This window comes from Bacteroides sp. AF32-8BH (genome assembly GCF_003435205.1).
GTDB lineage: Bacteria > Bacteroidota > Bacteroidia > Bacteroidales > Bacteroidaceae > Bacteroides > Bacteroides ovatus.
The window spans coordinates 1-26,657 of record NZ_QVLZ01000038.1 but is presented as its reverse complement, the minus strand read 5'-3'; the positions used below and the strand labels follow the sequence as shown (position 1 = coordinate 26,657).

The following is a 26,657-nucleotide window of genomic DNA, read 5'->3' as shown; positions in this document are numbered from 1 at the left end:
CAAAGAATCGACCGCTCTTTTGCGGACAAAGGAGCGGTCGATTTTATTTAGAAGACGATTCAATTTAAAACTTCGTCGGATCTATCTCTGCATATTTAATTCGTTGGCGACGCCAAGTGTAAATGGCATGCAGTTTCCCATCTTTTCCCTGAATAATACTGGGATAAGAGTACTGGCTGATCGGACTGTCTTCCAATGTAAGAACAGGCTTCCAGTTGATCCCGTCTTCTGATATGGCCACACAAAGCGGAGTACGCGGACCTTTCGGAGTTCCAGGTAATGTAGAGAAATTATTGTAGATAAGGATATGTCTACCGTCTTTCATTGTCACAGCATCCGTTCCAGAATTATTATTCGGAATATCCAGTAGCGTTACTTTACTCCACGTATCACCATTATCGCTGCTCCACGCAGTTGCTACCTGTGCGTTACGTGTGCGGCAGAGTATCTGTAATCTTCCGTCTTTATGTTTCAGAATACTGGGTTGTATTGCATAAACAGGTTTGGCTCCTTCTCCTTTGATAGCTTCTCCGCCTTCCTGGTCATCCACATTCATATCCCCCTTTTTGCGGTTTTGGGTGGGGACGGATAACTCGGCATCCAGTGGTCCGACCATCTTCCAGGTCTTGCCTTTATCATCGGAAATCTCGAAATGAACTCTCCATCCGTTACTTCCTTCCGTACTGGAAGGGCAGATGATACGCCCATTGATATATTCCGGCTTATTCTTAATAGGTCCAAGAAAACCTTCCGGAAGCGGTTCGCGTTTGCTCCAGGTCTTTCCTCCATCGCGTGAACGAACTAACCATCCTGTCCAGTCACTCACTTTCAGACCTATTTTATAGAACAAAATCAAGTCACCTCCGGGAATCTGGAAAAGAACCGGATTCCAACAAGCTTTTCTGCGGGCAATAAGTTTTCCTTGTTCATCTTTCACAGGGGTACAAGTTGAATCGATTCCAACCAATGCAGCTTGTGAATCTTTGAGCGAGAACACACCGTCAGCGGCAAGCTTAGGGGCAGTCCATTCTTTGGAACCTTTCGGCTTACGACATACCCAAATGCAACAATCCGGATTGCGTTCTTTGGTTCCTCCGAAGAAAGAGGCTACGAGATCGCCGTTCTTCAGTTCTACAATCGTAGCTCCGTGACATTCGGGGAAAGAAGCTTTTTTGTACAGGAATTCATCACTTAGAATAGCTGTATTCCGGGTGGGTATGTCTACACTGAAGTGATATTTTCCCGATCCGATCTTTTCCTTCCGTCCATCCGGTAGGTGCACTTCACCTGTTGTGTTGGCAGGAAGCTCGATATCCCATTCCAGATGAGTAGGAGTCTTTGCCCACCGGCTGATTATTTTCCCATAGATACTCATGTATGAGGCATCCACATTGCTCAATTCCTGGATTTCAAAAGCCGGTTGGAAAACGATATGTTTGTAACCGGACTTCCAGCGGTCTGCACGAATACCTGCCAAATTATTGAAACACCAGGGTAATAAATCGCCTAAAAGCATCACGTGATTACCGCTGTTCATTTCAGGATTGGCCGTATCACCGTTCCATAACTCCCAAATAGTGGTAGCACCTTTTTCAACCATATATCCCCAAGATGGATATGTTTTATTGGTAGCCAACAGGTAGGCTACATCGGCATGGCCACGACGGCTCAATTCGCGCAATAGCCATTGCACACCGATTACTCCGGTACTTATATGTCCCTTGTTGGTGGTGATAATAGAAGTGACGGCATTTTTAGCTACCTCATGGATGTAGTTCTTAGGTACCAGTCCAAAAGCAAGTGGCAGGATATTGGCAGTAACTGTGTTGTTGCCATAGAAAATGCTGTCGGGATATAAAGTATGTCCCGGTACGGGAGAAGTACCTTCTTTTATGTGCAGAAAACGGGCATTGAATGCATCTTTCATACGATGTTCCAAATCTTCCCATTCTTCTGCGTCAGCTTTCAGCCCTTGCAGGCTTGCAAAGCGGTGCATCAGTTGTAATACTTTCAGATAATAAGCGGTGGCGATCAAAGCTCCGTCGGTCTTGCGGGAAGGGTCCTTACTATGAATTAACTCCAGTGATTCGGGTGGAACACACCAGTCACCATATTTATCTTTGGTGATGATAAAATCCTCTGTCATGTAGTATTCACGGATATGAGATACCCACTTCTTGATAGCCGGATAATTCTCTTCGATCGGACGTTTATCTCCAAAGTTCGTGAAAAGCATATCGCAGGCCATCGGTAAGGCGGCAGGCCAGGTCACATTGTCCGAGTAGTAGTTCCAGTATGCCGGGGCTACATCAGGAATACAACCGTCTTCCCGTTGCGCTTCGCGAATGTCACGCGCCCATTTGGTATACATGGCGTAATTATCGAAAAGCATACTTTCTCCCCAACAACCCATGGTACGGTCACCCAACCAGGGTTGGCGTTCATTCCGTTGCGGACAGTCTACCGGCATCCCTTTATAGTTGCTTCGGATTCCCCAAAATGCATTGCGGACAATCTTATTCAGGGTTTCGTCAGAACAGTTGAAAGTACCGGTATGCTCCATTTCATCTTCTACTATTTCGGCAACGAAATCTTCTGCTTTTGCGTCCGGATAACCGCTGACTTCTACATAACGGAATCCATGATAAATAAAGCGAGGCGCCCAGGTAGCATCTTTTGTTTCGCGTCCGTTGGCAACATATACATCTGTAGAACGGGCATCCCTGAAGTTTCTTGTATAAAGTTCACCATTATCTTGCAGGCTTTCTGCAAAACGGAGACGGATGCTGTCACCGGCTTGCCCTTTTATCCGGAAACGTACCCATCCCGCCATATTCTGACCGATATCCAGAATATATTTGCTACCGAGCTTTTTAATAGAAACGGGTTTCAAGGTTTCTGTGACTTTCATGCCCGGCATCATTTGTGCACGCAATGTTCCCGAAGGAATACTGACACGTTGGGCCTGCATCCAGCCCTTGTCATCATATCCGGTTTGAGTCCAGTCTCCTAACTCTTTACGGGCATCGTATTCTTCGCCGTCATATTCATTGTTGCTACGGATAGGACCTTCAGTAGTTAATTTCCATGAAGTGTTTGTAGCAATTGTTTCTTTGCTGCCGTCTGCATATTCAACAATCAGATTCAACCGAAGCTTAGGATAACCGAAAGTCGGTATCTTATACGGTTTATAGTTCTGACGCATCGTATAGAAGCGGCCATTTCCGAGAGTTACTCCCATAGCATTTTCTGCCTGAAGCAGTGAAGTCACATCGTATGTGTTGTACAGAATCGTTTTCCGGTAGTCGGTAGGAGCAGGTGCCAGTACTTGATTGCCGATGCGTTGCCCGTTGATAAACAGCTCATATAATCCCATTCCGGCGATATGTACTGTGGCACGTTTCACGCCTTTCTTTAACGCAAACTCTTTTCGAAGATAACGGGCTGCCAAACGGCTCAATTGTGTTTCGCTTTCTCCGGGAGCGGCCCGATCCAGGCCGATCCATTGTCCTTGCCAGTCCGCTTCATTAAATAGTCCTGTGGTCCAGAAAGCCGGAGCACTCCAATTCGTTGCACCTTTGTTGGTGTCGATTTTCACTTTCCAATAGTAGGAAGCATTACGTTTTAATGTTTTTCCCTGATAAGTGATCCATTGGGAAGCGTCAGATTCAATCTTTCCTGAATCCCATATATCTCCTTTTCCTTGTTCCAATAGCTCCGGGGAAGATGCGACAAGAATGTGATACGCAGTCTGTATCACATTCTGTTCATCCGATTCGATGCGCCAACTCAATCGGGGCTGGCGCACGTCGATACCTTCCGGACTTTTCAGCAGTTCCGTTCGCAGATCAGTGATATCTATGGCTGCGTATATGGACCCGGTAAAGAGCAGAAGAAAGAAGAATGATACTATCCTTTTATTCATAAGTATGTTTTCATCATTCGTTTATATAAGATTATTTATTCCATTTTTGTTGTGCGTCCGGTAACTCTGTCCAGTCTTTCCCTATATAGTTCTTACTACTGTCCACTACAATCAGGATATGGTCGTTCCCGCTGCAATAACCGCTATCGTGCTGGAATTTATGCACACCATTATCAAATTCTCCGATGTATTCCAATTTACCATCTTTCGTAGTGTACCACCAGGCATTCTTTTTCGCACCGCTAATCTTGCTGAAATCAACTTCCATCGGACGTCCGGTATAGTTGTATACCATCAGATAATCATTACCACGTGTAGCGATAGCGCGGTCGTAACGTTCTCCATTCTGTCCTGCAATGATAGACTGATCGGGTATGCGTTCGAAGAACGGGAAAGTCAGCATCAGGTTTTTCAGATACTTCATCTGATTGTAGCCCGGATCATTCAAAGCATCATACCAGGGCTTTTTTGCACCGTAAGCACCACCTACACCCGGTTTGATAAATTGCATGATTGAGTTATGACCATAAGTATGTCCGAAAGCTCCGGCAAATACAGACCAGTAAGCATAACGGCGTACGTCATAATCCTTCCACAACAGTTCATTCTCATCGTGCAGGCCATGAGGAATTTCTTCGTAGATCGGTTCGCCGTCAATCACAGGTTTCATGGGTTCCATGGCCATGCTGCGTTCTACAAAACGCCAGTTATCTTCTTCCGTATTTTCTTCGATAGGATAGTCACCATCTCCGAAACGTTGTCCGTAGCGGCGGTGTCCGCTTTGGAACATGTTGAAATCTAACCAGGGAGCATTATTGAACCAAGTTGCGGAGGTTGTCCTTCCGCGTGGATGGAATGTCATCAGGTGATTTTTGTCGATAGCCTTGATAGAGGTTGCTAATGCTTCCCATTCGGCTGTTTTCACGTCTCCGCGAATATCCCCACCGATAAACCAGATAATATTGGGTTCGTCCTTATAACGCTCCGCTAAAAACTTGCCGTATGCTTTTGCCTGTTCTACAGTCATTTCGCCCCGATTTACCGGGCTTCCCCAAATACAGACCATACCAATATACTGACCTTTCTTGGCTGCTGTACGGATGATGTAATCCATGTGGTCCCAATAACCGTATACACCTTTTTGATTGATGTTTTTGAAGTTATATCCGTCAATCATCGAATATTGTCCGTAGATATTCATAGACGGAACATTGTTCAACGTTTGAACCTGAATCACGTTATATCCGCGACGTTTACATTGTTCCAGGTAATATTCGGCTTCATCCCGGTTCAAGCGTTCGGGCAATAGCCAACCGGTTTCTCCCAACCAAAAGAAAGGAGTGCCGTTTTCGTGTTTCAGATAACGTCCCTCTTCGGAAACTACGAGCTTGCCATTGTTCCAGGGGATATACGTCTTTTGTGTTTTCTTCTGTGCTGCGACCGAAGTTGCCATTGTCAATAGCAGCAACAAAAGAGGAAGAATTTTGAATTTTCTCATTGTACTTTATCGTTTTTAGTTTATTTCTTTGTCATTTTCTCATACTCAATGGCAGCCAGAATAAATGAACCTACCGATTTCGGATCATTTTCTATGATCGGTTCACTGATATAATATTCAAATGAGCCGTCACGGTATCTTTTTGAATCTCCACCCAATCCTGCAACAGCACAGCAATTGGTGATTGTATAACTGCCATCTTCTTCCAAACGGGTAAATGTCTTTACCATTCCGTCAAAGGCTTTTTGTGTCGGTTCGATATATTCGTTGCCAATATATCCTTTATTAATAGCTTTGGCAAGCGTATAGATAAACAGGGCAGTGGCAGATGATTCCAAATAATTACCTTCACGCGCTCCCTGATCGGTTACCTGATACCAGGTTCCGGATGAAGGATCCTGATATTTCACAATCGCTTTAGCCAATCCCTGCAGAATCTGTATAATGCTGTCGCGTCCGGCAGTTTCCTGTGGCAGGAAGTCCAGTACATCCACAATAGCTGCTCCATACCATCCGATGCTGCGACTCCAAAAATTAGGAGAGCAACCCGTTTCAGGATTGGACCATTTCTGTTCGTGACTTTCATCCCATCCGTGATAATAAAGCCCTGTTGCGGGATCATAAGTCTTGCTCTTTATCAAAAGAATTTGTTTCGTTGCTTCGTCAAATAAAGCAGGTTCATCAAAAGTAGCACCATATTGAACCAGATAAGGAGAAGCCATAAAAATTCCGTCCAACCACATTTGATGAGGATATCTCAATTTATGCCAAAATCCTCCCTCACTGGTACGGGGTTGCTCCGCCATTTGCTTGCGTAAAGTATCCATAGCTATTTTGTAGCGTTCGTCTCCGGTCTGTGCATAAAGATCGAAAAGGATCTTTCCGCCGTTGACATTATCAATATTGAATGAAAGATACTTCATGGTTTTGATATGCCCGTCAGCATCTATCAGGCTATCCGCATAAATCTTGGCATACTCATAATATGTACTGTCCCCGGTATGTTTCCATTCTTCCAACATGGATTTCACTACTAATCCGTGGGTATATCCCCAACGTGGTTTTTTAGCTTTTTCAATCATCCAGGGTTCGGGGAAACGTTTCATTTCGGAGCGTGCCATGCGTTCACTCCATTTTTCAGTCTCTGCTTTCTGAGGTGCCGTACATGCGATAAAACAAGTAGCTCCGCAAGCAACAATCAGTTTTAATAAGTTTCTGTTCATATCGGTTGAGTTATTATTTTCCGGTCAATATATATTCCTGTCCTGCTTTGGTGGGCAGGTCATATAAATAGGTATCTGCAACAACCACTTTATTCAGGTTGGCTTTTTCGTTGATTAATGGTTCGGGAATGGCAGGAACAGCGTAGAGAGGATTTGTGTTTGCCCCTTTGGCACGTTTCAGCCCTTTGCCTGTCAACGGGTTAAGCGAGCGCAGGCGGCAGTTGCCACCTTTATGGGATTTTATGACCAGGCGGCTGACTTTCCCGTTTTTCCAACTCAAATCAAGTTCGAAACCTCCACGGGCAATGATTCCTTTGATAGAACCTTCTTTCCAAACGGCAGGCAATGCAGGAAGTAAATATATAAAACCGTCGTAACTTTGCATCAACATCTCTGCAATACCTGCGGCACAACCAAAGTTCCCATCAATTTGAAATGGCGGATGCGCATCGAACAGATTAGGGTAGGTGCCTCCTTTTTTCTTTTCGTTGCGTACGAGAGTCAACTGGTCAGTTATCAGTTTGTAAGCGTGGTCGCCATCAAGCAGGCGTGCCCAAAGGCAAACTTTCCATCCCATGCTCCACCCGGTCGACGGGTCGCCACGATGAATCAGAGAAGTACGTGCCGCATCGAATAGTTCGGGGGTACGGTAAGGGGAAATCTGATTGCTGGGGAAAAGTCCGTACAAATGAGAAATATGGCGGTGCACATCCTTCGGATCATCCCAGTCGAACATCCACTCCTGTAATTGTCCCCAATGTCCTACCTGCATGGGAGCCATTTCTTTGAGACGTTGTGTCAGATGAGAGGCAAACTCCCGGTCTGTATCCAGTATTTGAGAGGCAGATATAATTGCTGTCCAAAGATCGAATACCAATTGGTTGTCCATGGTGCATCCGGCAGCTGTAGTGGCTTTTCCATTACTTCCCGAATGTACATTCTCCGGTGAATTACTGGGGCAGACTACCAACCAGTTGTGTACGGGTTCTTTCACCATTATTTCATCAAAGAAACGTCCGGACTCTTTCAGTATCGGATAGACGGAACGCAGAAATTCCACATCCCCGGTGTATAGGTAACGCTCCCAAAGATGTCGGCAAAGCCATGCGCCACCACTGGGCCACATACCCGAAGGAGCTTTGTCTACTGCTCCTGTAATACGCCATATATCCGTGTTATGATGCAACACCCATCCGTTGGCTCCATACATAATCTTGGCCGTCTCTTTTCCTGTGTCACTCACTTCTTTTATCAGACGGAATAACGGTTCATTCAGTTCACTTAGATTCGTTACTTCCGAAGGCCAGTAATTCATTTCCAAATTGATATTACAAGTATATTTACTATCCCAGGAAGGAACTAATTTATCATTCCAAATTCCTTGTAAATTGGCGGGTTGTCCTCCCGGTTGGGAAGAACAGATCAACAGATAACGTCCGAATTGAAAATAAGTAGCAACCAGATGTGTGTCATTGGTGTTTTTGAAATTCTCCACACGCTTATCGGTTGTCACATTTGCATATTGGTCTTCTCCTAAATCAAGAGAAACACGTGTCAGATATTGTCGGTAGAAATCAACGTGATTCCGCTTCGATTCAATGAACGGATGAACCATTGCCTTTGCCAAATAGTTTTTTGCCCGTTCTATCTGATTACCGGTGATGTCTTGATAGTTATTGAAATTAGTTGCAATAGATACATAGATGATCGCTTCGTCGGCTTTCTCTACAGAAAGTATTCCATCGGCGCAAGCTATTTCTCCACCTTTATTTTTAGCAGTCAATCTGCCTTGAAATTCTACTTTTCCTTTCAATCCTTCATGCAAGGAAGAGACTCCCGAGAGTGTTACACAGTTTCCCTCTTCAGAAGCGATCATAACATCCTGGTGAGGGGAGGTAAGCTGTGCATTGAAAGTAATTTGGCCGGGGAGATTGGCAGTCAGTCGTACCATTACTACCTGATCGGTAAATGAAGTAATCGTTTCGCGTTGATACTGCACTCCGTCTACTTCATAACGTACGATTGCACGTGCGGAATCCAGACTTAATTCCCGGTAATAGTTAGAATAACGTGTATGTCCGGGAAAAGCGATTCGTAAATCTCCGAAACTTTGATATGGCATTCCTGAATTCGTCTTTGCCATCACCTTTTCTGTAGCGAGAGTTTGTGCTTCCAGATATTTTCCGGCAAAAACAAGTTCACGCACTTTGGGAATATACTCCAGTGCATTCGGATTAGCGTTATTATTGGGACGTCCCGCCCAAATGGTTTCTTCGTTTAGTTGTATTTGTTCTGTGCCCGGTGTTCCATATACCATGGCCCCCAAACGACCATTTCCAAGGGGTAATGCCTCGGTCCATACCTGCGCGGGACAGTCATACCATAGCTTGTATTCGGGTACAGATAACTTTTTCTCCTGTGCATGAATACAACCTACAGATACTATTACCAACAGATATCCGATTAATCTCTTTTTATTCATTTCTTTCTATTGCTTTTATTCTTATATAAACCTGTTGTTTACATACTTTTATAAAAGAGACGATTGAAAGTTCTTTTTGTACCCATTGCACAAGCAATAAGAAATAGGAATAATTAAAAGTTATCGGGTATAAAAAAAACGAACTTCAATATCCGGCTAAAAAGAACTTACTTTGCATCTGTAAAAATACTCCTGAAAAGTATAATTTCAGATATAGACTTATGTATTTACTATTAAACAGGTATATGAATATGTATAATTTAATCATTAGGCCGTTATTATTTTGCATTGATCCGGAAAAAGTGCACCGGATGCTTTTAAGCTGATTGAAGTTTTATCGCTATTTGTTTCCGGTCCGAGCTTGCGTGAGAGGCTACAGCAGAGTTTCTGATCCATTTTCGTATGGGCATTTGCAATTTAAGAACCGAATTGGACTGTCTGCCGGGTTTGATAAGAATGCAGAGGCTTTTGATGAGTTGGCAGACTTTGGTTTCGGCTTTCTGGAAGTAGGTACAGTAACTCCTGACAGCCAATCAGGAAATCCTTCCCCACGTATTTTCAGATTGGTGGATGATGAATCGTTGATTTCACGTACGGGCTTCAATAATTGTGGAGTAGATGCTGTCCGGCAACATATCAGGAAATATAGAAAGCATTCTTATGTATTAGGAGTAAATATTAATAAGAATCCGCTTTCTACAGGAGATCAAATTGTCAAAGATTTTGAGTCGACTTTCATCCATTTATATGATTGTGTGGATTATTTTACCCTAAACCGGGGTAGTATAGATAACGACCTGTTTGCTATGGTTTTAGAAAAGCTCACAATATTTCGTCAGGCGGCGAACAAAAGATGTAGTATTTTCATTAAACTTCCGGCAGATATAGATGAAAAAGCATGGATACAGTCATTTCGCTTGCATATAAATACTCTATAGAGGGCTTTATAGCCACGGGACCTACAAGGGATCGTTCAGGATTGCATCAGGCAGAAACAAAACAATTGGAGAAGATTGGCAACGGCGGGGTGAGTGGCCGGGGTATTGGAAAGAAATCGCAGGAAGTAGTGCGTTATTTATCCGAACATACCGATCGGCACTTTCTGATTATCGGAGCAGGAGGAATCATGACAGCCGAAGATGCAGCTGGAATGATTTCTCAAGGGGCTGACATGATACAAATCTATTTGGCTTTCATCTATTCCGGTCCGTCTATTGTTCATAAGTTAGGAAATAAACTTAAAAACGAATTGAAATGAAGAATTTAATTTGTGTAAGCCTGTACGATAATTTATCGATGAAGGTATATAACTTGTCGGAAGTGAATAATAAAGAGCTGATGGGGATAGTGGAAAATGCTCCTGAAGGAACTTTATTTGTTTTTACCAGTGAAAAATCAAATGGTAGCAGTGTTATTATGTGTCCCGGCGGCGGCTTCTTAAAGACCAATTTGGAACATGAAGGTCTTGATTTCGCCGAATGGTTCACCCAAAAGGGAATGACTTATGTGCTTTTCAAATATAGAATGCCTCATGAAAATCCTGATATTCCTAGACAGGACATCCGGTTGGCATTAGCAGTTATACGAGAAAAATTCCCGGAATTTAGCAAACGGGTAGGAGTAATGGGAGCTTCTATTGGTGGATATTTGGCCACTTGTTCGGCTACGATATTATCTGATAAGGAAAAGCCTGATTTTCAGATATTAATGTACCCGGTAGTTAGTATTGATGATCGTTTAACGCATCTTCCCTGCCGTGAACGGATGTTTGGTCACTCTTATTCACCGGATAAGATGGTACAATATTCACCGATTGAACATGTCACTTCAAGTACACCCGTCGCTTTTATAGTGGCTGCCTCAGATGATAGTGTGGTCAGTCCCCAGAATGGAATACAATTTGCTGCCCAATTACAGAAATCTGGTGTTCCTATATCCTTGCATATATATCCTACAGGAGGGCATGGATTTGGTTACAATGATAGCTTTGTGTACAAACAGGAATGGCTTCAGGAACTCGATGTATGGTTGGAGAAATTAATTTATTAATTCTTTTAGTTGCCATACTTTGAAATATACTTCTTATATTTGTCAGTAGAATATTTAATAATAAGAAGTTATGAAAAATTTTAATGTTACATCTATGCTAGTAATGCTGATGTTCATGTGTATTACAAGTATGCAGGCGCAGAGTATTACTCCCAGTAAGAAGTATATCACGAAAGAACTGAATAATGTGAGTAATTTCAGTTCAATCAGGGTCCTGGGTAGCCCCGACGTTGAGTATCGTCAGAGTAGTGATTCTAAAACAACAGTTTCTATATATGGTTCGGATAACCTGGTTGACCTGTTGGAAGTATCTACGGTAAATGGAGTGCTGCAGGTAAATATAAAGAAAGGCGTTAAGATTCTTAGTGGAGAACGCCGGTTGAAAGTGATTGCTTCTTCTCCTTCATTAGATGATGTAGATATTAAAGGCTCGGCCGATGTATATCTGAAAGGTACCCTCAAAGGAGCTGATTTAAATCTGAATATAACAGGTTCCGGAGATATTGAAGCCGAGAATTTACAATACACCAATCTATCTGCTTTTATAAAAGGTAGTGGAGATATTGATGTGAAGAATGTGAAGGCCACTACTGTAAAAACGATAGTTAGCGGTTCTGGTGACGTGAAGATGAAAGGTTCCACTCAAACGGCTATGTTGACTGTGAATGGTTCCGGCGATATCAGTGCCGACAAATTGACGGCTACTAATGTAGTTGCTACAGTTTCGGGTTCCGGTGATATATCTTGTTACGCTTCCAAACAGTTGGACGCAAAAGCCAGTGGTAGTGGAGATATTGAATATAAAGGAAGTCCTTCTATTGTAAATAAGCAAGGCAAGAAAGACTCAATTTCCGGCAAGTAAAAAATTAGATCCCTTACAGGAAGCGGGTAAATATGTACTATGTTACATATTTACCCGCTTTTGCTATAAACAAACATAATACATGATAATTGGGGGCATACATTTCTGGGAGAAAGGTGAAAACGAGTAGAAAAATAAGTAAGCAAACGTAAATACGGTTTTAAAGCTATTAAAATAGATGAATTCCGGCAACAAACAGATATACTGATTGTTGTGTCAATGAATCATTCGTTTTTTTTATTCACCTGAAAAAATACAGACTATGGCAAAGAATTCTCCCGATGAAGGGAAAAGTACAAAGATGGTAGAAAAGCAGGTAGATCCCTCTTTTAACAACCTCAAAGAGTACCGAGCAAAAAGACAATTCAGTGAGACTCCGGAACCGATGGCGGATACCGTGGAGACTCCAAGCCGGATACCTGTTTTTGTTGTCCAAAAGCATGAAGCCAGTCATTTTCATTTCGATTTTCGTCTGGAAGTGGATGGAGTGTTGAAAAGTTGGGTGGTACCTAAAGGCCCTTCCATGAATCCGAAAGATAAAAGACTGGCTATACAGGCAGAAGATCATCCTTTGAGTTATGCACACTTTGAGGGAGTTATACCCGAAGGCAACTATGGAGCAGGTACAGTGGAAATATGGGATAGCGGAACCTATGCTTACGTCGGTAATAATCGTAACATATCCGCTGCCATTAAAAACGGAATACTTGAATTCAAATTACATGGTCATAAGCTCAAAGGCCTGTTTACTCTTATCCATACTAATATGGACGACCAGGACAGAGACTGGTTACTAATCAAGAAAGATGATGTCTTTGCAGTCACTCATGTCTACGATGCGAAGAAAATTCCATTGTATGATGAGGTATTTCTATGATATATATGTTTCTTATGATTAAACGATACTCACTTGCATATATAATTTTCTAATTATATATGTAGCTTTATAATTCAATATACTCTATTGTTTTGATGATTCAATTAACTTTTATGATATTATGACCGTGTTATTTACGATGAAAATAATTAACTAATGAGGATTGCCTGGGTAAAATGAAGGCTTGATGGTATACCCTCTTAATATTTCGGTAACAAAAGACATTGTTACCATTTTTGATAGAAAACACCCATTGTTTTTGTCGGAAACCACCTCCTGTGTATACATTGAAAAGTTTATACTTGCATCGGGTTTTAAGCACGTTAAAAGATTCTTAGGCGTGTTTTACTAAAGGTGTAAAATATTAATCAAATCCGATATTAGTATGAATGATTGTTACCTGAATTTCTTAGTAAGCTTCCGAGCTTTGTTTTCTTTAGATGTTGGAGCCAATTTAGTAAACAGTAAACAAACTATTGGCATCATTTTACCCGATTTGTCGTTGCTCGGATATGCGGTCCCTGTGGAAAGTTTCGGCATTGGGCTATTTGTGATTTTGTTTGCCTACCTTATAATAGAATACAATGTGCAGTTGTTATCACATGAAAAATTTAAGATTGCTATGAATATGCTCCATACTGCACATACACCGTTAATATTGTTGCGGAATCAATTGGAAGAACTTAAAACAGGCAATCTTCCTGAACCCCTTTCCCAACAAGTGGAAGAAGCATTGGGATATGCCGAATGTATCATATATTGTAACCGGAATATTGCAACTCTAAATAAAGTAAATAAGAGAATTCCTCCTAAAACGTCAACGGTAAATTTGGAACTTTCCACTTATGTTACTTCCATTGTCAATCAATGCCGGGCTCATGCCAATTCCCGCCAGATACGGCTGACTGTTGGTGAATGTTCGGATTGTGTCAGTTGCAGGATAAACGAAAACATAATGACTGCAGCACTTCAACATCTTATCAACAAGATGATTTTGATTTCCGAGTCAGGCTGTTGCATATCGATCAACGTAACCCACACAATGAATTCCTGGCAGTTGCAGATTAGCAATAACGAAATAGCAGGGAAAAGAGCAGGGAAAATGTTTCCCTTTATTCCTATTATATTTCCCGTGTATGGATATAGTGATTTATGGACGGTAAGAAAAATCATCCGTCTGCATGGCGGAAAAATAACCGGATGCAGACATGGTAAAGCTGCTACTTTCCAAATCGTTATTCCGACAGACTGCCATTGCCAGAATCAGTCATGCCCGGTATTGAAACATTCTTCTGCAAAAACGAAGACCCAAATAGATGATTCCTGCGAGAGTCCTAAGAGCGATAAACAAAACACTAAAGCGAGAGAAACTTCTCATATCCTATTAGTGATGGCAGATAAGTTATTCAGTGATTATTTGAAGAAAACTTTATCACGCTATTTTCAGATTTCAGTCCTTGATAATCCGGAGCTGCTAATCAATACAGCTATCAGTCAAAATCCTGATGCGATCATTATTGACGACAATGTGAATGGAATAAGCGGAGATACACTTAGTACTCAAATTAAAGAAAATAAAATGATGGGCTACATACCAATCATTCTTCTATTAAGAACCTTTGACAGCGAAAGCTATTTATCTCATTTAGAGAGTGGGGCAGACCGTCTGGAATTACGTACGGAAAGTATTTGTAAACTTAGGGCAGACATACGTATGCTTGTCGAAAACCGCATGGTCTTGCGCGAACGGATCAGGCTGTTTCTGTCAGATGCCATTTCTCCGATGATACCCTCAAAAGCCGAAATAGAAACAGAAAATGCCGACCGGAATTTTATGGATAAAGTCAATAAAATCCTGGAAAAAAATCTCTCTACTGATAAATATACAATAGATAAATTAAGTCTTGATATAGGAATGAGCCGTACTGCTTTTTATAATAAGATAAAAGAGATTACGGGAAACCCTCCTGAAGAGTATATCAATTCATTCAAAATGGACAAAGCACTTAAATTGCTGGCTTCCCAGCAGTATCGTATTTCGGATATTGCAAGTATACTGGGCTATTGCGATGCTAAATATTTTGGAAAGAAGTTCAAAGACTTTTATCATGTATGTCCGTCCGATTATATAAAGAGCATTGTTGGATAAAAGAGTATAGAAAACGAGGGTGTCCAAAAGTGAAGTGCACCCTCGTTTCTTTATGCCTTTTTACGTTTTTTCTCTTTGACTGCAAATCTTGTTTTATACAGATGTAATAAAGTCTGCTTTATTGTATCATAGTACTTGTCCAATCCATAGATCTTTAATAACATCAGCTCAAAGTCGATTCTATCCTTTTGTTGTAATTCCTTTTCAAGAGGTAATCTGTCTCTATTGAAAATAGGTTGAAATGCTTTTATGATTTCTTTCTTTTGCGCATCAGACAGTAACTCCGGATTGAGTATCTTGAAATCCTTCTTGAATTTAGTTTCTCTAAGGTCAAGTGCTCCCAGTCCCCTGCCAAATCCGAAACTCTCAATGAAAAACATACTCAAAATATTATTCAGTAATGCAAGTAGGAAAATCTTGTTTTCATCTTTGTACTGTTCCTTTATTGAAAAGCCAATCATCCGTTGATCGAAGAAAGAACGTTTATCAAGCATGGCTATAAATAAACTTTTGTCGAAATTAATATTAACGACAAAATCTGCCATGTTTTTTGTGCTCATTTCATACCAAAACATATTTGGTTTACGTAAAGCTATAGGTAATAGCTTCTTATTTGTTTTATCCATTTGGTTTTCAAAAGATCTTATCCAATTCAGAGTCCCGGTATGATTTAAAGTTTCGAGTTCTTCGATACTTTTTGAACAACAGAAAGCCTGCGTCTGACTAGTTGCAATGAATGAAGATGCTTTCTTTAAGTTTTTTAGAACAGGCTCAATATATTCATCTTCTATTCCGTGTCCTTTTGCAGGATAAAACATACGATTACAACCTCTTCTTTCTCCACGTATAAAATCGAAAAACTTTTTAGAGTCAATAAGCTTCTCGGCTATCGTAGGCAACCAATTCAAATTAGCAAAATATCCGGACCATGGGATTCCGATATTTTCCAATTGTTTGATTTCATTTATTGAATAAGATTGAATATTGACCCAATCAGACTCTTTATTAAGAATGATTTCACTACTTAATTTCTTAATATCTGCTATGTTCTCAAGTTTCTCTTTTAATGTACAGAAAGAAATTCTCCTGTCTAAATTTACCGGATCAGAAATCTCCCTCTTGGTTGCTATTAATAATGTGGTGACAACCTTTGCATTATTGAACCATCGTCCTTTCCCGGAAATAACAACACAGTCAATATTGAAATATTTTTGAATTAACTCTAAGAATATTTCTCCATAGTCTGTTCCAAGCCATGCATTAGAAAGTATTAATCCAATTTTTCCATTGTCTGAGATAATGTCGTACAAGTAGAAAGGAATATATGCAAATATATCACTCTTTTTACTTAGTGTCTTTTTCGCTTTAGTCTGTTCCTTGATTAATTTATTGATTTCCTTTATATTCGGATTGAGCTTTTTGATCTCTTTCTCTCTTATAAAAGGAAGATTAGATATGATATAATCTACCTTAGGCAGTTGCTTTTCTACTTGATTTCCATTATTGGGATCTTTAAATACAATAGTTTGTCCTGCGTGCAACTCAATTACATCCGACCTGAAGATATGCAGAACTTTTCCAATATTGCCGGGATTGGATAAGGTCAGTGTTGATAGCTGGATAGGAAATGAATGTTTGTCCGAAGCCCAGATACTCTCAATAATTTGCTCTTGACCAATTTCATATTCTTCTTTAAGAGAATAAGCCTGCTTAATAATAGTTCCCGTTCCACAACAAGGGTCGAGGGTAATTCCATCTTTTTTATCTATCGTTAGCCTTGTTAATAAATCGGCTAGTTGAGGAGGAGTCGCAAATTGTCCGGCCACTTTTCTTTTGGCATAGGCGATGGACGATTGCAGTAAGTTTTGCAAGATTTGAATATCAACCCCTTCAATATTAAGGTTTGAAAGAAATACATTTAATTGAACTAGCTGCTTCCATGCATTATCAGATACTAATTCATTAGCGATATTATTCCCAAAAATATTCCAAAAATTACAGTGCTCCGAGATGTTGGCTATTATTTGTAGGGCTTCACTGACAGTTGTATCGAAAGTAATTGTTTCAATAATCTTTGCCTCATTGAAATGCCGTTTGATAATGTTGCCAAAAATAATCTTGAAAAACCAGTCGGTCAATATAACCTTTGATAGAGTGGGCAGTTTATGCTTAGCGTCTTTTGGGGCTTGCGAGCTAAATCCATATTCTGCTGCAGAAGAGAGCCACCAATTATCTATTTGCGCATCGAGTACTGCACTACTTTTTATATTCTCTTTTATGTTTTCTGCTGTCGAATCTATATTTTCGAGAACGATATCGATTATTTTATCAATTGCCAATATCTCGGAAGATCCACTTTCAGTTATTTCTCCATGCTCGAAATAATCATTTAAATCTTCCAGAATGGTATGTAGAAGATCTTTCCAAAGATTCTCATTTTCTTTCACCTCTGAACGCGAATGAAGGTCGATACTATTCCATGATTTCAAGATAGAATATGTATTCCCTTTCTTAACATACAAAACTGCGCTTGTCACATTCCAAAGAATAAAACTATTATTGTGCAGTATCTCTGATTTTATCTTGGCGTTATTTATTAATTCCGTGTCGGTTATAGGGGTATCAGGCATTTTGAGTTCCCATCCCTGCAAAATTATCTTTTTAGCAGAGTCTTTGAAGATAAGCACATCCGGAAATAAACTCGATTTTTCATTTCTGATTGTATTCTCTCCTCCGGCACTTTTTACATGCCAACTTTTGTTAGCCAGGTAAAGATTGATTTCGCTAATGACATCAATGGCCCAACTTCTTTCATTATAGTTGATTTGTGGCATCCGTTTCTAAATAGTTTAAGGTGTGATATTTTGTGATTGGTTTTTTGAAAAGTTTGCGAGTCGATGGAGTCACTTCTTCTCTTTTTAGTGTTTCTGAAATCCTATCCATACAAATCTTGATATAGTCAGTAGGCTGTATCCTGTGCAATAATACATCTTCATTCTTTTCTATTCCGATAAATTTTCTGTTTTCCAGAATGGCCGACAGCAGGAAACTGCCGCTTCCGCAAGCATTATCCAGAATGATATCCCCCGGGTTAGAGAATGTTCTGATTAGATATCTACCCAATTCAACAGGCTTTTGTGTCGGATGATAAACTTCGCCTTCCGATTCGGCCGTTTTCACATATACAAAGTCGTCATGATCCTCCTCAAAGAATACCACATCATTGGGATAACGTTCGCCATCGCTTTTTACATGCTGTGGCTTGAACTCCCCATAACTTCCTGTATATTGATCTTTTCTGACCCCCTTATCATACGCTTCCCCTTTAGTCATTTGCGGATTGTACACCGGCTGTTTTTTATAGAAAATACAAATATCTTCGTGCTTACGAAGCGGTTGTTTTTTGGCATTTAAAAAGTTGGTCGGTTTTGATTTGATCCAGGTAATCTTGTATTTGAATAATTTCTCCCTGCTTAAAATCAATTTGGCTGTAAAAATACCTTGTGCAGTTAAAACGATTGCCCCATTATCTTTAATAATACGTTCGTATTCAGCCCAAAGAGCCTGCAAATCAATCACGGAATCCCATTTATTTTGTGTGGTACCATACGGTAAATCACAAAGTATCATATCTATGGATTTATCAGGAATGGATGGCAATATGTTCAGACAGTCGCCCTGAATGACTTTGTTTACAAAAGGTTTAATGCCTTTCTGCTGTTTTTTCTTTTTTTGTATGACTCCTTCTAACAATCGTTTATCTTTCTCTTTTATATCTTTGGATGTAGAACCCATGGTTTGCATATTAAATATTTAAATTGTCATTTTCTGTCAAAAGTAGAAATAATAGGATTATCTCCCAAATTTATTATATGAAATAATGGTATGAATGAATCTTTTTCATTTCATATTTCGAAGAGTATATATTCGATTTGATTATCTTTGTCTGATTTTTGAAACTTTGAATATAAAGATAACTACGCTTATGTTACAGAAAACATTTTTAGCACGTTGCGACAATAGGGCTTGTCTAGCTAAAACAAATATAATGAGTGGCTCACCGGAGGCTTGGCTGTCTAATGATATATTATCCAAGTCTAATACGTTTGGTTTGACTTTCGATTTCTTCGTTGATTGGGCGATTAATCGAATTTCTCCTTATGTCTGGATTAAAAGAATACTATTGCCTAACTATACTTATGATGAATTTATCGGTAAGTTGGACTTTGAAATGGAAAAAGAATTTGGTAAAGATTATCTATGCAGACTAGGACGGTTCGCAACAGAATATGATATGCAAATTCAATTTATTGTGTTTCATGATGATTTGGATTGGTCCAACGACAGAAATGAGTTGCTAATTGTCTCTTTATTCTTCAAGGAAGGGCATTATAGCTTTTCTCCTCAAAAATATAGCTTGTCAGAATTTAAAGAGCTGATAAAGTCTCATTCCGGAGGTCCTGTTTCAATAGGTTCCAAAGGACTTATCTATGGTACCTCAAGGTTAGAATGCAGTTTGTCTAAGACAGATAGTTTATATCCGGGTGATGCAGACCTTCTACTTTTGAATGAAGATAATAAAGCGGTTTGCATTCTTGAATTTAAGAAACACACATTATCCAGTCCTATCTCGGAGCAATGTTTCACAAACTATTATCCACGTCCTGACGGGCGCAAGTATAAACGCTTGGCCTTATTAAGAGATTATTTGGCTTCTAAATCCAATAGTCGTATTTTATTTTTTGTTCTTTATTACCCAACTCAAACATATATTGAGCAACAATGGAAATTGGAGGTAATAGAAGGTAATGCCTTTAGTTTGCGAGCAACTGATAGTTTTATCTTTGAATTACCTGCCGATAAATCAGATAATGAATACAAAAAGGTTATTGAAAAAATATCTCAGGTAATTGCTGCTCGCAGTTAGACAGATATTTACTGATAAATGTTGGCCCTTATATTATTTAAGTAATCTTCTTCTATTATCTTTTTGTCATTAGCAATACTGTTCCCCAGAAAATCTATATCCAATGTCGGGCGTGCCTTGAATTGTTCATGGGCATAAAGTAATGCGCCACCTTTTAGGTAAAAACAGTGCTTGTACTTACTCTGTGCAAGTCGGTATAAAAGGCGTTCCTGCATGTAGTGTATCAGTAATGGCTGGTAAGAAAGCCCTTCCGCTTTCGATAGATTCAGAAGTTTCGCTTTTATGGATTTACCGTAGTCTTTGTTTTCTTTTGTCATAGTTGAATTTCCAGATAGTTATTAAGTATTCCAGCTATCCGCATGGACTTGGCATAACTCGTTAATTGGGTGATATTACGTTCTTTACGTGACAGGTAATTCCTCAAAATCTCGGAACTGACATCGATACCGATTTTGTTACGGTTACGAAGGGCGTCACAGACTGATTTTTCCATATCATAGATAGATACCTCGATTCCGCCTATTCGTTCACGCTTAATTCCAATGGTATAGATGGAATTGTCCCAATAATTAAGGATGATAGGGGGATAGTCAGGTAAAATAACTTTCTTTTTTCTTGGTATGGCCACATAAAAGCCTTGGGGTATCTGTGTCGTGAGTCCATAGTGTGCCCATGAGGAGTAGAGGCACAATACCCCTTCCGGTACTATTTTATCAAGGTCAATCATAGTTTCTGCCATTGCATCATCTATACAGTACACACCCGGCTTCAGGCGGATAATCTCACCCAATTTTACCGATTCTAATAACTGGTAATACAGATAACGGTTACCGATGATCTGCTTGCGGGTTATATATCCCTTATTCTGTTCTATCAGATGTTTCAATTTGTCATCCATACTATTCTTTTTATATGTACAAATATACGGCATTTATTTCTAAGTGCCGTATATTTGTACATATTTTCTTTTAAATATATTTTTGCTCTTTTCTTGAAGAAAACGGCTCTTTGTAGCAATCTACAGAAGTGGATTATCGGGGTTTACTATGTTACAATAATTAGCCATATTTATTTAATCGCTTGCTTCACAAGACTCATGATATATTCTAAATATTTAGTATCCGAGATTTTGAGTTCATAATCTCCATTACCAAAATGTCCGACAGTTGAAATATCCCTTGTTAATTGCTTACTATCTTCTAAATGTCCTTTAGCTACATTTATAGTAAGCTTTATTCCATTTTTCTGGATTTCAAGTGCACAAATATGGCTGTTGGCCTTTTTGAATGAAATATACCACTTTTGTGGTTTAACTTCAATTTCTGTATTCAAATTAAGAATTGCATTCTTATAACTCTCATATAATTCTACAACATCGTCAGATTTTCCTTTTAACAAATTTTCCTCGGAATATTCTTTAATCTTCTCTGTCACTTCTTTAAATTCCGGACTATTTTGCATCACTGTTTTAATGCTTGCCGATGCGTGACTTTTGCGAATAGGAGTGATGGATACACTATCATTCTCATAGCGCTTCACTTCCCATAACTCAATGGATAAATCTTTGAAATTGACAGCCTCTCGTTGGTTAGGCGTGAATCCTTGTGAAACAAAAACGACTTTTGTCTGCGACCAGTCCACCTCATTTCGTTTCAAATTTCCTGCTTGTGTTTCATTATATTCCAGAATAAAATCAGCCTGATTTTGCAGCATTAGGCTTAGGTAAGTAAACCCTTGATCTATGACACTGGAGTTTCTTTCCCTCTTATATTCAATGATAACAAAAGCCTTCGATTGAGGATCAAAGGCAAGCGTATCAATACGGCGGTCTTTGATCGTAAATTCGGACTTTATCATTTCAAGTCCCATGATTTCGGACATATTGGTTTCAAACATGCGTTGAATATCTCTTTCCAATTTAAAAGGCTTTTCCTTTATTTCAGAAAAGACGCCTGAAGTATTATATTTGTAAAGTGCCATAATTTTATTTTGAATCGTTTATTGCCGTAAAGGTAAGGATTCTTTTGATATTACTATTTCTTTCCCCGAATTCTCCTTCACCATTTTTTTATTTTTGAAATACTCTTATTAAACTTTCTTTTCCCACTAGCCCCGCCGCCATTTATAATGTTCTACGAAAACTTTTATGCTATTCCACTTCTTTGTAAAAAAATATAAGCATCTATGTGTGTAACATAGAAATTTGTTATTTGCGAAACGACAATAATATTGACATTTACTCTGTTCGTCAATCATTTTTTGATATTTATCAACCTGTTTGTTTAGTAGTGTTTCATATTTATTTAATAACGTCTCTATTAATTCTCTTTTCTTTTTAGAGATAGAAAGATTATTATTTATAATACTAAGTAACTTATTGATTTCTTTTTCATTTTCTTCATTAACTAGTATATGGTTTAAGTCTTTCTGGATATTAGATAAGATTTTGTCTATAAGGTGAAAACTTGTTTCATTGTTTTTTTTTATAAGATTGAAGAGCTTGCTGTTTTTGTTCAATTCTTCTGTTTCTATATTTTGATCTATTTCCAATTTTTTTATATTTCTCTCGATTAAAGTTATATAGCCATTTTGTTTTTTAAGTAAGCTGCCTATTTTTTGAAGCTTATTTTCGTATAGTTGACTATATTTGTATCCTATTTTTATTGCTATAAGATTATTGTAAATCTCTTTTGTATCAGTACCTTCATTTATTATCATTTCATTTATCAACTTGTCAATAGCAATAATACTTTTTTTTATTGGATTCCATATATGCCATAATAGAATATATAGAACAATAATTATTCCAGAAGCCAATAACGCATATTTGGTGTTTATAATATAATAATTGTAATGTGTACCAATTTTGCATCCAGCAGCGATTAAAATTATAATAGAAGCGAAAGCATATACAAGTTGTTTATATAATAATGGTATTTGCTGCTTACATTTTAAACTTTGATACAGTTCAGAGCACTTTACCCCACAATAAAATATAATTGTATTCGTAAGAATAATTCCGATACTATCATTGCTGAAAACTTTATGATAAATATACAATAATATTGCTATAACCGTATCTAAAATGATAAAAATTGGAAGTTTTGACTTATCAAATCTATCAAAATGAAAACTATTTTTTTTATCATTATAATAGTTCTTTATAAGTAATAAAGCGAAAGCAACAGTAATAAAATCTCCCATTAAAGTAACTATTTGCGACCAGCAAAATTGGTCTGATTTCATTGATGAAGTTTCATAATGTTCAAGTAACATCCATGATAATGTTATAATACACCCAATTAATATCCAAATAGACCACCCAATATGACTATTTTGTTCTGATAGCCTTTGTCTTTCTACATATAACAGATTTAATAATTCATTTTTTTTCATAATATGCCACTTAGATATTAGCAAATGTAGTTTATTTATTATAAAATTGAGTATTAATATAGGGATTTACTTTTTGAAGTATTAAATAAAACTTTGATTAATATTTAATGTTGGTAACAAAGATAAACAGTCAGAGAAATTATATATTCTCCCCATTCAGTTACTTACTCAAATTTACGATTATCATGTTTTGCCTGAATGATACGATGTGCTCCTTTCTTTTGGTTATCCGATTATAATACTAATAAGAGTTCCTCAATTTGTCAATTTCATATTGTATTAGACCAAGATTTGTCAATGTCGTTGTTGCTAACTTATTTAGTTTTAGTATATTATTTTCTGGTGATTCATTTATGTTTATATATTCTGTTAATTTTCTAATTGCTGATATTGGAATACCGTATTCCATTAATGCTGCGATATTGGGATGTAAAAAACCATTTTCAAGATTACTTGCAATAAAGCTATAATTACCATACTTCATATTTGATTTTTTAAATACATACTCCTGCAAGTTGGAGATGACATTTAACCATTTGGGTAGTTTATAATCAAACCAATGTCGGCTAATATGTAAAATGGCATAAGAAGCAACATCAATCCGCTTTTGTTTATTAGGAATTTTGCTAGACCAAAAGTTGTCATTTACATAATATGAAATAACAGCATTTATAGACTTCATGTTAATATATGAAAAAGCGAAACTAGCCAACCACCGAGCAGATAAACGTCCAATACCCTCAATATATGTTTTGTCACCTGCACCACTTAACGTATCCCAGCATAATTCGATAGCTACACTTAAATTGTCGAAAGTTTTGGGAGTAGATGTCCAATTTAGCTGGGAGTTATAATATTGGAGGTTAGACTCAATTTTATTTATAATGGCTAATTGACCTTCTATTGAAATACCGTTGTTGGATCTAATTACTTCTTTTATTTCGGGAGACATATTGTCAAACTTCGCAAGTCTTATTTTTGCTTTCTCTTCAATGTCTTTTTCATCCATAGAAATTAAAACTTCTAATGGGGCTTGTTCTTGATTAAAAATAGGTATATCAACAAATAGTTCCATTTGTTCAGGCTGATTTTCAAATCTAATTACATTACCAATATAATGTTTCCTCATACGACCAGATCGACCTGCAATATTTTTATAATCAAAAAAGTCTATAGGTTGTCCTCCTTTATCTTTATCAAATAAAATAACATTTTTAGCAGATGTGTTTACCCCCTCTATCAATGTTGATGTACAAAATAGCCACCTGATTGATCCTTCATTAAAACAATCAACAATTGAACCGCCTAAATGACGGGGTAAAGCGCCATGATGAAAACCTATACCACAATTCAAAGCATCTATTAAAGACCACTTGGAATTAATATTGTCTTTAATCCATTCACCTATTTCTTTATTTCTTTGAACATACGGAACTAGCATTAATTTATTTTCATTTTTTAAATATGAAGCATAGTCTAATGCTAGATTAGTGGCCTTATTGGGAGAGGAACAGTAAATAATCGTTTGTTCTTTTGTTGATGAAAGTAATTTGAAGAGTTCTAGCTTTTTTAATTCTTTTTTCTCTTTAGCTTTACCTTGAATATTGACATTAGTCTCATTGACTGCTACTGTTGCAAATTCAGTAGGATACCAAATTAAGTCATATTTATTTTTGAAATTTAAAGGTATATCTTTAATCATAGGTCCTAATAGATAGAATTTACTAGTAAATTTCAATAGTTTGGCAAATGCTTGATTCAAAGCTATAGCTCTATCATCATCTCTATCTAAACTTAATTTATAGAACTCATCTATGACAAAAAACTCTATTTCAGGAAATTGGTTATATTCAACCACACGTTCTCCTGTAAATAAAAAAATATTTCCTTTTTCTTTAGTTGGCTCTTGACTAGTAGAAACAATTATCTTGTACCAGTTTTTATATTTCAAAAGTTTCTTTCGGGTTTCATCAAGTAAAGCTAGAGTTGGTTGAATAATTACTATCTGTTCATATAGTTTGCTGGCAATAACTTCTTCAATAAGTAAACTCTTTCCAAAGCTTGTTGGTGCACTTACAACCAAAGAACGTTTACTCTGTAATTCTATAGATAAATGTTGTTGCTCTTCATGTAGATAAATATTATCTAAGTGAGGGGATTTGTGATATTCATAACATAAAAGGGAGCTTTGAGAAAGTTGCTTTGGATCAACATAAGGATATAAACCTGCAGCGGCAGTTAAGTCATTCCAAATGGAATAGGTGTTTTTATCTACTTTCTTCCATGCATCTAGTATTCTAATGATTATATCTCTACCATATTTATTATTTTCTCTAGAACGTAATAAAGATGAACACAATTGCGAAAGCGAAAAACTATGCTCATAATCAATGTTTTTTGTTTCTGTTATATATATGATAGCATCTTGAACTTTCTGTGGTGTCATATTTGCTGCATTAATTTTAATCGTTTATCTAATTCGGTATTTAACATATCTTTATTTTGTACAGGTAGAAGCATTAATATGACTTCTGTTGAAACATTCCCTTTCAATTTATCAAAGGTCTTACAAAGAGCTGTACATTCCGATATGAAATCCTCAAAATATTTATTACTTTCTTCGCAATGATTTTTAAATAGATCACTATTATAAGTACACACCATTGGAATTACTATATTGGAAAAAATTACATCTAGTTTTTGATGCTCATCCATAAGACTTCGCCAATATTCTATCTCTGGAATGCTTTCTGGGAGTTTCTTAGATATTAAGCTAAACTCTCTTCGTAAATAATCTGCATTAACATGCTTTTTTATATCTTCAGCCAAATCTCGGACTCCAGCATCTCCTGTTTTGTATAATTTAGATTCACCAAGCCATAATTTTTTCTTGTCTCCAGTGATAGTTACCTGTACACCATCAAAACCATGAGCAGGTACATTGTGTGAATCTTTAAAATAAAATCAGAATTATAAAAGAGTCTCGTTTAAACTATGTTAAATAGCTACTATCTGAAAATTCTTCATATATGACACTCGGTATATTTCTTTATACAGATAAAAACACTCAAACACATAGCGATACAATTTCTTTACATTGAAAATGATTAGATTATTCCTCTATTTCAATTTTTTGAGAGATTTACTATAGTTTTATCTCTTGATTTTAAGGAGCTCCTCGTTGCTTTAAAACCAACGAGGTGTTCCTCGGTGTGCAACGAGGTTGTGTCAAAACGTTGGCACAACCTCTTTTATATTTTACAGTTCTG

16 protein-coding genes and 2 pseudogenes are annotated in these 26,657 nt (G+C 37.9%); 6 read left to right on the top strand and 12 right to left on the bottom strand.

Going from position 1 to position 26,657, the window contains the following annotated elements:
• Positions 1-64: 64 nt before the first annotated feature.
• Genes DWZ47_RS22585 through DWZ47_RS22570 form a run of 4 tightly spaced genes read right to left on the bottom strand, consistent with a single transcriptional unit; the run spans position 65 to position 9,128 of the window.
• Positions 65-3,925, bottom strand: a complete 3,861-nt coding sequence (locus tag DWZ47_RS22585) for a family 78 glycoside hydrolase catalytic domain (RefSeq protein ID WP_117514764.1) — start codon at positions 3,923-3,925, stop codon at positions 65-67.
• A 31-nt stretch (positions 3,926-3,956) separates the two neighbouring features.
• Complete coding sequence (locus tag DWZ47_RS22580; protein ID WP_004306218.1) at positions 3,957-5,423, bottom strand: glycoside hydrolase family 140 protein; 1,467 nt, start codon at positions 5,421-5,423, stop codon at positions 3,957-3,959.
• Positions 5,424-5,443: 20 nt separating this feature from the next.
• Positions 5,444-6,646, bottom strand: coding sequence for a glycoside hydrolase family 105 protein (locus tag DWZ47_RS22575; protein ID WP_004327285.1), 1,203 nt, complete (start codon positions 6,644-6,646; stop codon positions 5,444-5,446).
• 13 nt (positions 6,647-6,659) lie between these two features.
• Entirely contained in the window at positions 6,660-9,128 is a 2,469-nt protein-coding gene (locus DWZ47_RS22570; RefSeq protein WP_117514762.1) for a glycosyl hydrolase family 95 catalytic domain-containing protein, read from the bottom strand.
• Between the two features lie 326 nt (positions 9,129-9,454).
• Between DWZ47_RS22570 and DWZ47_RS22565 the strand changes: the two are divergent.
• From DWZ47_RS22565 to DWZ47_RS22545, 5 genes and pseudogenes are all read left to right on the top strand, one after another.
• Positions 9,455-10,386, top strand: a pseudogene (locus tag DWZ47_RS22565) (quinone-dependent dihydroorotate dehydrogenase).
• A complete protein-coding gene (locus DWZ47_RS22560) occupies positions 10,383-11,177 on the top strand; it encodes an alpha/beta hydrolase (RefSeq protein ID WP_117514760.1) in 795 nt (264 codons plus the stop codon). Before DWZ47_RS22565 ends, DWZ47_RS22560 begins: the two are co-directional and overlap by 4 nt.
• Positions 11,178-11,247: 70 nt before the next feature.
• Entirely contained in the window at positions 11,248-12,039 is a 792-nt protein-coding gene (locus DWZ47_RS22555) for a head GIN domain-containing protein (RefSeq protein ID WP_004327291.1), read from the top strand.
• A 262-nt stretch (positions 12,040-12,301) separates the two neighbouring features.
• On the top strand, positions 12,302-12,916 hold the full coding sequence (locus DWZ47_RS22550; protein ID WP_004327293.1) for a DNA polymerase ligase N-terminal domain-containing protein: 615 nt from the start codon (positions 12,302-12,304) through the stop codon (positions 12,914-12,916).
• A 385-nt stretch (positions 12,917-13,301) separates the two neighbouring features.
• Positions 13,302-15,065, top strand: a complete 1,764-nt coding sequence (locus DWZ47_RS22545; protein WP_117514758.1) for a helix-turn-helix domain-containing protein — start codon at positions 13,302-13,304, stop codon at positions 15,063-15,065.
• 50 nt (positions 15,066-15,115) lie between these two features.
• Here the strand turns inward: DWZ47_RS22545 and DWZ47_RS22540 are convergent, their stop codons facing one another.
• Together DWZ47_RS22540 and DWZ47_RS22535 are read right to left on the bottom strand one after the other, a co-directional pair.
• Positions 15,116-17,899 carry an N-6 DNA methylase gene (locus tag DWZ47_RS22540; RefSeq protein WP_004326016.1) on the bottom strand — a complete coding sequence of 928 codons (2,784 nt, stop codon included), beginning with the start codon at positions 17,897-17,899 and terminating at the stop codon, positions 15,116-15,118.
• Entirely contained in the window at positions 17,880-18,869 is a 990-nt protein-coding gene (locus DWZ47_RS22535) for a DNA-methyltransferase (RefSeq protein ID WP_117514755.1), read from the bottom strand. The genes DWZ47_RS22540 and DWZ47_RS22535 overlap by 20 nt, the downstream gene beginning before the upstream one ends.
• Before the next feature lie 181 nt (positions 18,870-19,050).
• Here DWZ47_RS22535 and DWZ47_RS22530 point away from each other — a divergent pair, with 181 nt between their 5' ends.
• A complete protein-coding gene (locus tag DWZ47_RS22530) occupies positions 19,051-19,992 on the top strand; it encodes a hypothetical protein (RefSeq protein ID WP_117514778.1) in 942 nt (313 codons plus the stop codon).
• A gap of 8 nt (positions 19,993-20,000) precedes the next feature.
• Here the strand turns inward: DWZ47_RS22530 and DWZ47_RS22525 are convergent, their stop codons facing one another.
• The 6 genes and pseudogenes from DWZ47_RS22525 to DWZ47_RS22500 form a co-directional block, all read right to left on the bottom strand.
• Positions 20,001-20,309 carry a nucleotidyl transferase AbiEii/AbiGii toxin family protein gene (locus DWZ47_RS22525; protein ID WP_004306205.1) on the bottom strand — a complete coding sequence of 103 codons (309 nt, stop codon included), beginning with the start codon at positions 20,307-20,309 and terminating at the stop codon, positions 20,001-20,003.
• Positions 20,306-20,890 carry a hypothetical protein gene (locus DWZ47_RS22520; RefSeq protein ID WP_229065727.1) on the bottom strand — a complete coding sequence of 195 codons (585 nt, stop codon included), beginning with the start codon at positions 20,888-20,890 and terminating at the stop codon, positions 20,306-20,308. The genes DWZ47_RS22525 and DWZ47_RS22520 overlap by 4 nt, the downstream gene beginning before the upstream one ends.
• 170 nt (positions 20,891-21,060) lie before the next feature.
• A complete protein-coding gene (locus tag DWZ47_RS22515) occupies positions 21,061-21,972 on the bottom strand; it encodes a DUF5655 domain-containing protein (protein ID WP_115484756.1) in 912 nt (303 codons plus the stop codon).
• Between the two features lie 126 nt (positions 21,973-22,098).
• Positions 22,099-23,388 (bottom strand): hypothetical protein, encoded by a 1,290-nt coding sequence (locus DWZ47_RS22510; RefSeq protein ID WP_004296102.1) that lies wholly within the window; start codon positions 23,386-23,388, stop codon positions 22,099-22,101.
• 241 nt (positions 23,389-23,629) lie between these two features.
• Positions 23,630-25,834 carry a DEAD/DEAH box helicase gene (locus DWZ47_RS22505; protein WP_004296101.1) on the bottom strand — a complete coding sequence of 735 codons (2,205 nt, stop codon included), beginning with the start codon at positions 25,832-25,834 and terminating at the stop codon, positions 23,630-23,632.
• Positions 25,831-26,337: pseudogene (locus DWZ47_RS22500) on the bottom strand (DUF1837 domain-containing protein); the annotation flags it as partial. The pseudogene DWZ47_RS22500 and the gene DWZ47_RS22505, both read right to left, overlap by 4 nt.
• Positions 26,338-26,657 lie beyond the last annotated feature (320 nt).